This is a genomic window from Pedobacter chinensis (assembly GCF_003339865.1).
GTDB classification, from domain to species: Bacteria; Bacteroidota; Bacteroidia; order Sphingobacteriales; family Sphingobacteriaceae; genus Pedobacter; species Pedobacter chinensis.
Genome location: NZ_QPKV01000013.1, coordinates 33,708 through 47,228 on the forward strand (window position 1 = coordinate 33,708; position 13,521 = coordinate 47,228).

Sequence of the window (13,521 nt, forward strand, 5' to 3'; positions counted from 1 at the left end):
AGATAATGTTAAAAACACAAGCACAAATAATATCAGATTATAGCCAAAAAATTAGTGAAGTTAATGAGCGTATAAATCAAACAAAAAAGTTAGTAGATCAGCTTTCTCTTGTAAGAATTGGGTTGTTTATTACAGAAATCTTATTTTTTGTTTTACTATTAAATTCTGCGGATGATGGTTGGAGAACACTCATTCAAATTGCATTAATACTACCCATAATTGGTTTTATGTTCGTGGTTAGAAAGCAAAGCCAGTTGGATCGCGAAATTGAATACCAAAAACAATTATTGTGGGTTTATCAAAATGAATGGAACCAGTTAAATGGTAATCCAAATGGTTATGATAATGGAAAATTGTTTGAATCAGAATCACATCCTTATTCTTCTGATCTCGATATTTTTGGAGTCGCATCCTTGTATTCTTTATTAAATCGGTGTTATACCAGAAACGGAAGGGATTTATTGGCAAAGCATTTATCCGAAAAATCATCTGGCGATAAAATTTTAGCTCGCCAAGTGGCAGTTAAAGAAATGCTGACTAAAATTGATGATACATTTGATTTCAGGGCAAATCTTCATGGGCATGACATCGAAAAAATTGAGCAAATTAAAATCCAGTTAAAAGATCAGCTTGGTGAACAGTTAACATTTGTTCGTGGAAAATTTTTAAGGTTTTATGTTGCCTCAGTTCCTTATCTTTCCGTTGTTCTGTTGTTGGCAGCTATGTTTGTTAGCAGCATTTTCTGGAAAGTTCTGGTGCTTTATTTCCTCATCCACACGGGCTGGAACGTACTGCAAAACTCAAAAATAAATAAAGTGTTTTACAGTTTCGGTGGTAGCTCAGGTCTTTTAAACGGATATGCTGATGCTATTTTATGGACGGAGAATCATCATTGGGAAAGCAATTATATCACATCTTTATTCAATTCAAAAGTGCCTGTAAGTAAAGAGATCAAAACGCTTTCTAAAATCATCCAAAACTTTGATGCAAGATTAAATATTCTCGTTGGCGGAATATTAAATGCACTATTGTTATGGGATTTAAAATGCTGCATCAGCTTAGATCGCTGGTATCAATCTTCATCAAGAGATGTGATTTCTGCGTTGAACCATCTGGGTAATTTCGAAGAATTGATTTCTTTAGCAACCTTAGCCCACAATCAACCTGATTGGGTTTTCCCTGAAATCACTGATACCTTTACATTAAAAAGCGAACAGATCGGTCATCCGTTAATTTCTCCAAAAACCAGAATTGTCAATAATTTTCATGTCGAAAATGAACCAACTGTAGATATTGTTACCGGATCGAATATGGCCGGGAAAAGTACTTTTTTACGTACGCTGGGTGTAAACATGGTTTTGGCTTATGCCGGGGCTCCGGTTTGTGCGAAATCGATGAGCTTGTCGGTTTTTTCGATAAATTCTTACATGCGGATAAAAGACTCGTTAAACGAAAGCACATCTACTTTTAAAGCAGAGCTTGATCGGTTGAAAATGATCTTAGATAACATTACGAATGATGAAAATACTTTTGTGTTGATTGATGAAATGTTAAGAGGAACCAATAGCAGAGATAAATATTTGGGTTCAAAGGTTTTTGTAGAAAAGCTAATTGAAGAAAAAACGCCGGCATTATTTGCCACTCACGATTTACAACTTGCTGATTTAAAAAATGATCATCCTGAAACATTGCGTAATTTTCATTTTGATATACAAATTGCAGATGGCGAAATGAAATTCGATTATAAATTGAAGCAAGGGCCATGCTCAACCTTTAATGCAGCAATTTTACTTCAACAAATAGGTTTGAGTTTAAATTGATCTATCTGATCAAGGTAACTGAACCTGTATACTTTACCGTGGTATTATTTAAATGAGTGCCGAAGATCACATAATAGTAAACACCAGCTGGCAAGTCGTTATTTTTGAAAGTCCCTTTCCAGTTATCGAAAATATTGTCGGTAAAAAACACCTGATTTCCATAGCGATTATAAATCTGGATTCTGTATTTTTTTAAATTGGTAATGCCAACAACGAATTCATCATTTACACCATCGCCATTTGGCGAGAATGCATTCGGCGTAAAAATGGAAGCTTCCCTTTTAATAATCAAATCACCCTGCGTGATTGAATTCTTACAGCCATTATTAGAAAATGCAGTTAAAGTAATTTTAAATGTTCCGTCCGTCTGGTAAGTGTGAATTGGATCTTTTTCAGAAGATGTTACGCCATCACCAAATTCCCATTCATAATAATCTCCATATTGCGATGTATTGGTAAAAATGATTGGTGCGGGTACTGAAAATTTAACATTAAAAGATGGTTCGGTGCGAAATCCCGCAATGGGGATTCTTGCAATTGGAGGGATAATAATGCTTGCAGGTTCAGCACTGCAAGATCCCAATGTTAAAACAATACGATATTCACCTGCCTGGTTAAAATCAGTAACAGGTATTTGTACACTACTTGTTGTTGCGGTAAAATTGTTCGGCCCTGTCCAGGCATAACGCATGTTTTCCTGTTCAGGAACAGAAAGCTTAATCACATCTTTAAGGCAAAATAAAGGTTGGTTAACTGAAATTTCAGGTATATCGGGTTTTAATTCAACCAGTATATCCTGACTAAAGGTTGATGTGCAACCATTGTTTGTTTCTATCGTTAACACCACTGTTTTTAAACCTGGCGTATTAAAAGTAATAAGTTTACTATCATGAGCAGCATCAATGTGTGTTCTCACATCCGAACCGAAATTCCAATTTATTTTGGTGTAATTTTTAGATTCATTTACAAAAGAAAAACTTTGATTTGATTCGCATTTATTGTTAATAACCAGCGAAAACGCTGCTTCGGGTTTTAAATCTACGGAAAGGATTTCCAGCGAATTCTCTTCACTTATACAATCTCCAACCTGAACAAAAAGCTTATAAACCCCTACATGTTCAGGGCCAACATTTACAATTGAAGGGTTTTGTTCTGCAGATGTAAAACCATTTGGTCCGCTCCAATGATAAGTGGCAAGGTTTAGAAAAGGTGTTGAAAATTGCAAAACATCGCCTTGACAAAGGGTAACGCCAGATGCCGCAATCACTGGCTTGTCTGGTGTTTTAGCAACAATAAAACTTTGCGTGGTAATTACGCTACAACCATTTGTGGCTTTAGCCTCGAGTACAACAACTTTTTCTCCAGGTGTACTGTAAGTAATGGTGTATGGTCCTTCGCCGTTTGCAGTTGTTATGCTTGCACCTTCTCCAAATGACCATTTAAGCTCAGCATAATTTGAAGCAATGCTTTCAAAAATGTAAGCTTGATTATCTGTACATGGGTTTAATTTCTGAACAGCAATCTCAGCACTTGGACCTGCTAAATCTGCTGTTCCTCCAAATTCAATTGTAAAACCATTGTTTCCGCTCGAAAAATTGTCAATTAAAAGGGCATAGGTATGCCCTTCAATAAGATCAACATATCTAACAAAACCATTCTGACCTGCAGGGCAACCTGGTGCTTCGGTCAAGTCGGTCTCAGTCATGCTCAATCCGGTTTTATAATAACTGGGCGAACAGGTAACCCCGCTTCCTGCTGCACACCTGATTGCTGTTGAAGCATTTACCATACTGCAATCGCCATTAAAACCTAAGTCATAAAACACCCAGTCAATGTCGTTTGTAGTCACGGTAGGGGTTATCACAAAAGTAAAATCGCCTGCTTTCGATGCCCTGAACATGTACCAGGCCGAGTTCGATTCTGTTCCCAGGCAGGTACCAGCAGATTCACGATTATTTGAGCCTGGCCCTGTCACGTTTAATTGTGTGAATGTTTCTTTTGAGCATAAAATTGATACGGTTCCACAGTCCTGCCCTGGTTTTATAGGAGGGAAATAATTATCTAAGCAAAGCTTAAACGTTCCGGTATTGTCGTTTGCTGCACTTACACGAACATAATAAACCTGCCCGATGGTTAGTGCACCTTTATAAAAAGAAGTAACATTATTGGAAGTAAATGATGTACCAACCATTTCACTAATTCCTGTGGTACCCGGCTCAAAAGTGTACAAAGCCACCAAGGGATTAATCATTGTATTGGTACTGCTTGCATTAACCCGGCCGCTAACTGAAATATTGACATCGTATTTTGAAGCAGTAAATTTAAACCAGACATCTTTGCCTACAGTTGCCCAGCCTACTGGGCTACGGTATGTACTTGTTGTCGCTTCTACATTAGTGTACGCCGCATCCGCACTACAAAATGCAGATGTATTGGAAATGTTAATGGCATCAATAAGCTCATCATTTACCGGAGGAGCAAAGTTTGCACCATAGCTAATGCCATAAAAGAATAAAAATAAGAGAGTTAATAAAAAGCGCATAATGTAAAACTATTAAGAAACTTATTAAAAGTGTTATAAAAATATTATTAATAAGTTAAAAAAGTATTGTGCTAATTCTGTTAAAAACTCATCGACTTTGGTCTTTAGGAAAAATGGATGAATCATAAAATTTAAGCAATGTCGGTTGGTAAAAGGTAAAAAATATTTGACTAAGCCCAAACATTATAAATCAAAAGAAAATCAAACTCGTCGTTAACCTGTATAGCTATATACGGATAAGACAGACGACTGTGATTTGTTTACCTGTTGTGGTGACCAGGTTAACCCCTGCTTAACCCTTTGTTAACCCTTTGGTAACCCTTTCTGTACCCTTTGCTTACCCCTGCTTAACCCTTTGTTAACCCCTAGGGTTAATAAACAGTAACGAAAGGGTTAAGGAGTACTAACCCTATGTACAGCAATGTTCCATATTGCATTTAGAATCCGGTGGTTTTTCAGTAAATAAATGGAAAGCTTTGTTTTGCGCTCTTAAAATTATTATTGGGGTTTGCTGAAAATTGCTTTCTTTTTTAAACGTGTAATTGTTAATGATTTGTTAATATTAAACTTGCAATTTGAAACGGGCAATTTTTATGATGATTAAAGCAAGCAATTTTGGTTCAGATTTTATATGGGGCGTTGCCACCGCGGCGGCACAAATTGAGGGAGCTTCTGGAGATTATGGCAAGGGACCATCAATTTGGGATACTTTTTCCAATAGAAAGGGTAAAATAAAAAAAGGCCATAAAATAAATCTTGCCTGTAATTTCTACCATAAGTATATAGAAGATATAGCATTGGTAAAGCACCTGGGATTTAAGGCTTTTCGTTTTTCCATCGCTTGGGCCAGAATTTTACCGCTTGGTAGGGGAGAGGTTAATCAAGAGGGAATTAGGTTTTATCATCATGTCATTGATGAGTGTTTATTGCAAGGCATTGTTCCATATATTACACTTTATCATTGGGATTTACCCCAGGCTTTAGAAGATGAAGGCGGATGGACCAGTTTTAGTATTAATGCGGCATTTAATGCATTTGTAAGCATTTGCGCTTTAGAATATGGCGATAAAGTTAAAAACTGGATTGTTTTAAACGAGCCATTTGGATTCACATCGCTAGGTTACATGCTTGGCATACATGCCCCTGGAAAAACCGGATTGAATAATTTTTTTCCGGCAGTTTTACATACGGCCCTTGCGCAGGCAGAAGGAGGTAAAATCTTACGTGCCGAAGTAAGTAAGGCCCATATCGGCACGACTTACTCCTGCTCAGAAATTATTCCTAATACACAGAGTGATAACGATATTCTGGCGGCTAAACGGGTAGATTGCTTAATGAACCGGCTATTTGTTGAGCCCGCTCAGGGTTTAGGGTTTCCAACTGGAAATTGGGATGTGCTCGAAAAATTTCAAATGGAATACGGAACCTGGCGGTTAAATGAGCGAATGAAATTTGATTTTGATTTTATCGGCCTGCAAAACTATTTCCCGCTCACTATTAAATACAATGCATTCATACCTGTAATACAAGCCTGGGAAGTAAAACCAAAGAACAGAAAGAGGCCGCACACTGCAATGGGCTGGGAAATAAATGCAGAAAGCTTTTATAATATTATTAAACAATTCGCTGCATATCCAAATATTAAAAATCTGATGATTACTGAAAATGGTGCGGCTTATCACGACAAACTGGTAAATGGAAACATTGTGGATGCAGAAAGAATCGAATATTTTAAACTTTATCTGGCGGCCTTGCTAAGAGCAAAAAAAGATGGTATAAATATTACCGGATATATGGCCTGGACGTTAATGGATAATTTTGAATGGGCCGAAGGTTTTAATGCGCGTTTTGGTTTGGTGCATACTGATTTCAAAACATTGAAGCGTACCATTAAATACTCTGGTTATTGGTGGCAGGAATTTTTGAATAACTAAGGTAAACCGGATGTTGATTTTCCTAAAGAACAATCATTTCGTCATAGTTTTTGAGATTTAGTTTTTAAATCGGCAGAAAAACTTTGCCGGAAAATAAGTAAATTAACAAAATGAACGACAGAACACTAGTTTACAGTACCTATTACAATCCAGTGGAAGCTAATATTGTTAGGGCTAAATTGGAAGATGCTGGTTTTGCATGTTTTCTTGCTGATGAAAATGTGGCGACTTTAAATCCACTTTATAATCAAGCTATAGGTGGTGTGAAACTTATTGTATTTGAACGAGATGTTGAGTCAATTAATGCTTTATTAACGGAAAACATAGAATTGGCGGCAGATTCATCCAATATGGATCTGCCAGATAATGCTGAAATTGTTAATGATCTGGTTATTTGTACTAGTTGCGGTGCTAAAGATGCGGGCTACGGAATGGCAACCAAACATAAGCACAGTTGGTGGGTTATAGCTATTTCATTTTTATTGGGTGGCGTTTACCCGTTTAAAGGCAATAAATGTTATCACTGTTATAATTGTGGTTTTGAATTTGAGTAGGTTTTACACTTAAGTTATCCTGAACTTGTTTCAGAAGCTTGATGAGATGAACGCATAGCAGGAAAAATGCTGACCACGAAGTAGCTACAAGACCTTTTAAAATTAATATTTACACTTGTAAATCAAGTTCAGCATGACGTGGTGGCTGGGCCTGCTGCTTAAAACACCACACATGAACGGCCGTCATCCTGAATTTTTCATTTGTTTTTAAGTTTTTATTGGTATTCAAGAGGGCTGTGCCGTTTATTTCAGGACCTTAATGGCATGAACGCATAGCATAAAATAATCTTGCATACATGGATTCATCAATTAATAGAAACAAAAAATCCCGTTCTGATTTGATTCAAAACGGGATTGATTATTTCATCCAGACTTCGGGTTACCGGCCCTGGACTTAAAGCGCAGCCTTTTCAGCAGCTTCTTTTCTGATAATATTCAATGCTCCACCAGCTTTAAACCAGTCAATTTGTTGTGCATTATAACTGTGGTTAACCGGAAACTGTTCTTCAGTACCGTCTGCATGGTGTAATACCAACGTGAGTGGTTTATCAGGAGCAAATTCTGTTAAACCTAAAATGTCGATGGTATCGCCTTCCAGGATTTTATCATAATCATCCTTATCAGCAAATGTTAAACCTAACATTCCTTGTTTTTTAAGGTTGGTTTCGTGAATACGGGCAAAAGATTTTACCAATACGGCACGAACGCCTAAATGACGAGGCTCCATAGCTGCGTGCTCACGAGATGAGCCTTCACCATAGTTTTCATCACCAATTACGATTGAACCAAAACCAGCTGCTTTATAAGCACGTTGTGTTGCAGGAACCGGACCATATTCGCCAGTCAGTTCATTTTTAACATTATCTGTTTTATCGTTAAAGTAATTAACCGCTCCGATCAACATGTTGTTAGAAATATTATCCAGGTGACCACGGAATTTTAACCAAGGGCCAGCCATAGAAATATGATCCGTTGTACATTTACCCTTAGCTTTGATTAAAAGTTTTAAACCTTTTAAATCTGTACCTTCCCAAGGCGTAAAAGGATCCAATAATTGTAAACGGTGAGATGTTGGAGAAACTAAAACTTCAACTTTCGAACCATCAGCTGCAGGTGCCTGATAACCTGCGTCTTCTACGGCGAAACCTCTTTTAGGTAATTCATCTCCGGTAGGTGGATCTAATTTAACTTCTTCGCCTTTATCGTTTGTTAAAGTATCTGTTAACGGATTGAAACCTAAGTTACCTGAAATTGCAATTGCAGCAACCATTTCTGGCGATGCTACGAAAGCAAAAGTGTTAGGATTACCATCAGCACGTTTGGCAAAGTTTCTGTTAAATGAGTGTACAATTGTGTTTTTTTCTGCTTTTTCTGCACCTGTACGATCCCACATACCAATACATGGCCCGCAAGCATTGGTAAATATAGTTGCATTTAAATCTTCGAAAGTTTTTAAGAAACCGTCACGATCAGCGGTATAACGTACCTGTTCAGATCCTGGGTTGATACCAAAATCAGCTTTAGTTTTTAAACCTTTGGAAATTGCCTGGTTAGCAATTGATGCCGCTCTTGATAAATCTTCGTAAGAAGAGTTGGTACAAGACCCGATTAAACCCCATTCTACCTTTAATGGCCAGCCGTTTTTCTCAGCCTCAACTTTCATTTGTGAAACAGGAGTGGCTAAATCCGGAGTGAAAGGTCCGTTTAAATAAGGTTCTAATGTATCTAAATCGATCTCGATAACCTGATCGAAATAGTTTTCCGGGTCAGTATAAACTTCGGCATCCCCGGTTAAATATTCTTTTATTTTGTTTGCTTCATCAGCAACTTCATTTCTGTCGGTAGCACGTAAATAACGTTCCATGCTCTCGTCATAGCCAAAAGTTGAAGTAGTTGCGCCAATTTCAGCACCCATATTACAAATGGTGCCTTTACCGGTACAGCTCATTGATGTTGCACCATCGCCAAAATATTCTACAATAGCACCGGTACCACCTTTTACAGTTAAAATACCGGCAACTTTAAGAATCACATCTTTAGCAGCAGTCCATCCGTTTAATTTACCTGTTAATTTAACACCAATCAGCTTAGGGAATTTAAGCTCCCAAGGTAAACCAGCCATTACATCACAGGCATCAGCACCACCAACGCCAATGGCAACCATACCCAAACCACCTGCGTTAACAGTGTGTGAGTCGGTTCCAATCATCATTCCGCCAGGGAAAGCATAATTTTCTAAAACTACCTGGTGAATAATACCGGCACCTGGTTTCCAGAAACCAATACCGTATTTGTTTGATACAGATGATAAGAAATCAAAAACTTCAGCACTTTCTGTTCTGGCATGAGGCAAATCTATTGCAGCACCTTCTTTTGCAGTGATTAAGTGATCGCAATGAACCGTTGAAGGAACAGCAACTTGTGGGCGGCCAGCTTGCATAAATTGCAAAAGTGCCATTTGAGCAGTTGCATCTTGCATCGCAACGCGGTCTGGAGCGAAATCTACGTAATCAGTTCCGCGAGAGAATGCTTTTTTAGGATCGCCATCCCAAAGGTGAGCATATAATATTTTTTCTGATAATGTCAAAGGTCTGCCAACGATCTTACGTGCTGCGTCAACGCGGCTACCGAAGTTCGCGTAAACCTTTTTAATCATGTCTATATCAAAAGCCATCGATTTTTATTGGTTAAAAGGTAATACTTCTATTCTAATAGCTGCGAATTTACAAAAAAAATGCGCTGCTGTAGGTCATACTTGGATCATTGTATTATTTGGAAATATTCTAAATAAAGCGTAGCAGGCACGGTTAAACCAATTCTTTAATTTTTTAAAGCGTAATGGCAGCTTTTCAATCAGGGGCTGCTGATTAATTTACCTCTGTCCTTCTGAAGGAGGTAAAAACCTGCGAAGAAGTATGAGTATGTTGAAAAGATTGAAAAGAACGTTATTGAGCCAATGTACTGTTCATTAACGGACATTAATGTTCAATTACGAACGCATGGTTTTGAAAAATTAACTCGAAACAGCTATAAATCAATTGATTGAATGGCCAGGCTTTATTGGCACAACAATGGCTAAAAGTTAAAGCGTTGAAAAAGTGAAACCTTTATCAGTAAAATATTTTAATACACGAGGCAATGCATACTCCAGCCGATCAAAAGCTTTTAAACTATCATGGAAAACTATTATAGAGCCATTCTCTGTATGTTTTATAACATTTCGACAGCATTTTTCAGGAGTGAGATTGGTGTCGAAATCTCCGCTGAGTACGTCCCACATGACAATTTGCAATTTAGAGTTGGCAGTTTGGACTGGAAATTGAAAATTGGAAACCGCTAACTGGAGACTCTTGATTTGAGATTTCTTAATTCTTCCGTAGGGGGGTCTGAAAAGCGAAGTGCAGGTAAGTTGCTGACACATTAACGCATTTTTTACATAGGTTTCATCATCGGTTTCCCATCCTTTTAAATGATTAAAAGTATGGTTTCCGATAGCATGCCCGTCGTTTATCACTTTAGCGTACACCTCGGGATGTTTTACAATATTATCGCCAATGCAAAAAAAAGTAGCTTTTGCATTAAAAGCTTTTAAAGTTTTTAATACAAAATCTGTAACATTGGGTATAGGTCCATCGTCAAAGGTCAAATAAATGACTTTTTCGGTGCGGGATTTATTCCATAACAATGATGGATAATACCATTTTAGCAGAAACGGCGATTTGATCAGGTACATTTGCAATCAAAGTTAGCAAATGCCTGTACAGATTGAAATTATTAAAGTTGTTTATATAGATTTGAAGATAAATTATGAAAATGTTTACCACGAATAAGTTAATTACCGGATCTGCATTATTATTGGCCCTGAGCTTTAGCCAGAATATTAAAGCCCAGGAGGTTATAACCATTGAACAAGCAGTTGAAAATACCTTAAAAAACAATTTAAACATTAAACAGGCCGCTTTTAGCGCTGCCATAAGCGAAGAAAATTTAGTGCAATCGAAAAATGCATTATTGCCAACACTTAATGGAAGTATTAATCAATCCATGCAGTGGGGTAGAAGTCAGCAGGTTTCTGGTTTATTTGAAAATACGCAGAATTATAACTTAAATCCAAATTTAAATGCGAGTATAGCTGTTTTTGGCGGAGGGACCAGATTAAATCAGATCAGACAAAATAAATTCTTATTGGATGCTGGTAACACCAATGTTGAGAAAGTTAAAAATGATTTAATTTTACAGGTAGTTACTGCGTATCTTCAGGTTTTAAATAATCAGGATCAGGTAAAAGCCACGCAACAACAGTTAGAAGTGGCGAATTCTACCTTAAAGCGTGAACAAGCATTGTTAGATGTTGGCAATAAAACTTTGGCTGATATTTCTCAGGCTAAATCTCAGGTAGCAACAGCAGAATTAAACCTTACCGATGCACAAAATCAGTTAACAATTTCCTATCTGACATTAGGACAGCTAATGGAAATTCAGCCTCCTATGACTTTCAAGGTGCAGGCGCCATTGGTTAATGAAATCGAAAACATAAAGTCAGATTACGTACCTAATGATATTTACAAACAAGCGATAGCTAATTTTCCAGATATTAAATTAGCCTGGAATTACACCAAAGCCGCTGAAAAAGCAGTAGATGTTGCAAGAGGTGGATTTTTTCCGCAAATTACTTTAGGAGGCGGTTTAGGATCTGCCTATTATTATCAATTTAACGCAAGTCAATTTCGCCCGAATGGAAGATTTAGCGATCAGTTATCTGATAACTTTGGCCAATTTGTGAGTATGGGAATTCAGATTCCAATTTTTAATGGTTTTGCTACCAAATCTAATGTTAAACGGGCAAAAATTACATTAATGCAACGCCGAACTGACGAAGCGCTGGCAAAAAATAATTTAATTAAGGTAATTAATCAGGCTGTTGCAGATTTAAATGCAGCAAGAAGTCGTTATACTTCAACTCAAAATGCTTTTGAGGCTCAAAAAGATGCGTTTTATGTTATCGATCAACGCTATAATGTAGGATTAGTGAATTCACTTGATTATAGTACTGCTCAAACCAACAGAAACAGGGCAGAGATTGATTTTATTCTCGCAAAATACGACCTTATTTTTAGGGCAAAGGTTATAGATTATTATTTAGGTAGACAAATTACTTTTTAAAGCTAAAAAATTAAAGAAAATTTGGATAACGCCCGTGAAAGAAAAAGGACTGAGCCGAAACGCTAAGTAAGAAGCACTAAAAAACAAGATAAAACCGGTGGAACATATAATTTGTGAAATCAACCCAAAGGAAAAAATAAAACAAACGAAATACAATAAACAATTATGAAACTGAAGCACATATTAATTACCATTGGTGTTATCGTTGCTATTTTAGTCGGACTAAAACTAGCTGGGGTTATTGGTGGTGATAAAACCGAAAAAGTAACTATCGAAAAAGTGGCAGATAAAACTGTTGTAGAAACGGTGACGGCAAGCGGTAAAATTCAACCTGAAACTGAAGTTAAGCTAAGCTCGGAAGTATCAGGCGAGGTGGTAGAATTAAAGGTAAAAGAAGGTGATGTGGTTAAAGCAGGTCAATTGCTTTGTAAAGTTCGTCCTGATGTTTTACAATCTGGTTATGAACGTACCGTAGCAAGTTATAATGCACAAAAAGCAAGTGTGGCTGCCGCGCAGCAACAGTTAGCACAAAATGAGGCCAACTTTGTAAATGCCGACGCCACTTATAAACGTAATGTAGAGCTTTTCAATAAAAAAGTAATTTCAGCATCTGAATTTGATGCTGCTAAAGCCGCATTTTTAACTGCAAAAGCTAATTTAGCCAGTGCAAAAGAAAATGTAACAGGTGCTAAATTTACTTTGGAACAAACAGGTGCAAATGTTAAAGAAGCTGGTGCAAACCTGGCAAAAACGACTATTTATGCACCGGTTGATGGTGTAGTTTCAAAATTATCAATCGAGTTGGGTGATCGTATTTTAGGTACTTCACAAATGGCTGGTACGGAGATCATGCGTATTTCTAATTTATCATCAATGGAGGTAAATGTTGATGTGAACGAAAATGACATCACACGTGTAAAAGTTGGCGATAAAGCATCTATTGAGGTTGATGCCTTTTCTGATAAAAAATTCAGAGGTGTAGTAACAGAAATTGCAAGTTCGTCAACCGCAGTGGGCACTACTGCCACAAGTTCGGTTGATCAGGTAACAAATTTTTCTGTTAAAATCAGAATTACTGAAGAAATGGAAGGCAAGCAACAGTCTATTTTCCGTCCGGGCATGTCAGCAACAGTTGATATCGAGAGCGAAACGGTTAAAGGCTTAGCTGTTCCAATCCAGGCAGTATTTACAGAAAGTGGCAAAACTGGCGATGCCAATCAGGGAAACCAGGAAAATTCCGATAAACAAAAATCTAAATTAACTGATAAAAAGATTAAACAGTTTGTTTATAACTATGATAACAAAACAAAAAAGGTTAAAAAAGTTGAAGTTACCACAGGTATACAAAATGATCAGTTTATTATTGTTAAATCGGGGGTTAAAACTGGAGAGGAAATCGTAACCGGACCTTATTCTGCCATTCAAAGTAAATTAAAGGATGGAATGATTGTAGAAAAAACGTCTAAAGACCAATTGTTTAACAAAGACAGCAAGAAGTAGTTTATAAT

8 protein-coding genes are annotated in these 13,521 nt (G+C 37.2%); 5 read left to right on the forward strand and 3 right to left on the reverse strand.

Annotated elements, in window-relative coordinates; translation table 11 throughout:
* Window positions 1-5 precede the first annotated feature (5 nt).
* Window positions 6-1,820, forward strand: a complete 1,815-nt coding sequence (locus DU508_RS21175) for a MutS-related protein (protein ID WP_115404664.1) — start codon at window positions 6-8, stop codon at window positions 1,818-1,820.
* 1 nt (window position 1,821) lies between these two features.
* Here DU508_RS21175 and DU508_RS21180 read toward each other — a convergent pair whose 3' ends face one another.
* Window positions 1,822-4,362, reverse strand: coding sequence for a PKD domain-containing protein (locus DU508_RS21180; protein WP_115404665.1), 2,541 nt, complete (start codon window positions 4,360-4,362; stop codon window positions 1,822-1,824).
* 593 nt (window positions 4,363-4,955) lie between these two features.
* Between DU508_RS21180 and DU508_RS21185 the strand changes: the two genes are divergently transcribed.
* Window positions 4,956-6,296 carry a GH1 family beta-glucosidase gene (locus DU508_RS21185; protein WP_317047856.1) on the forward strand — a complete coding sequence of 447 codons (1,341 nt, stop codon included), beginning with the start codon at window positions 4,956-4,958 and terminating at the stop codon, window positions 6,294-6,296.
* 110 nt (window positions 6,297-6,406) lie between these two features.
* Window positions 6,407-6,850, forward strand: a complete 444-nt coding sequence (locus tag DU508_RS21190) for a putative signal transducing protein (protein WP_115404667.1) — start codon at window positions 6,407-6,409, stop codon at window positions 6,848-6,850.
* A 394-nt stretch (window positions 6,851-7,244) separates the two neighbouring features.
* Here the strand turns inward: DU508_RS21190 and DU508_RS21195 are convergent, their stop codons facing one another.
* Together DU508_RS21195 and DU508_RS21200 are read right to left on the reverse strand one after the other, a co-directional pair.
* Window positions 7,245-9,524, reverse strand: coding sequence for an aconitate hydratase (locus tag DU508_RS21195; protein ID WP_115404668.1), 2,280 nt, complete (start codon window positions 9,522-9,524; stop codon window positions 7,245-7,247).
* Window positions 9,525-9,932: 408 nt separating this feature from the next.
* A complete protein-coding gene (locus tag DU508_RS21200) occupies window positions 9,933-10,583 on the reverse strand; it encodes a polysaccharide deacetylase family protein (protein WP_115404669.1) in 651 nt (216 codons plus the stop codon).
* Window positions 10,584-10,657: 74 nt separating this feature from the next.
* On the opposite strand from DU508_RS21200, the gene DU508_RS21205 reads away from it, so the two are divergent.
* Together DU508_RS21205 and DU508_RS21210 are read left to right on the forward strand one after the other, a co-directional pair.
* Window positions 10,658-12,013, forward strand: a complete 1,356-nt coding sequence (locus tag DU508_RS21205) for a TolC family protein (RefSeq protein WP_115404670.1) — start codon at window positions 10,658-10,660, stop codon at window positions 12,011-12,013.
* A 165-nt stretch (window positions 12,014-12,178) separates the two neighbouring features.
* On the forward strand, window positions 12,179-13,513 hold the full coding sequence (locus DU508_RS21210; RefSeq protein ID WP_115404671.1) for an efflux RND transporter periplasmic adaptor subunit: 1,335 nt from the start codon (window positions 12,179-12,181) through the stop codon (window positions 13,511-13,513).
* The last annotated feature ends 8 nt before the right edge of the window (window positions 13,514-13,521 follow it).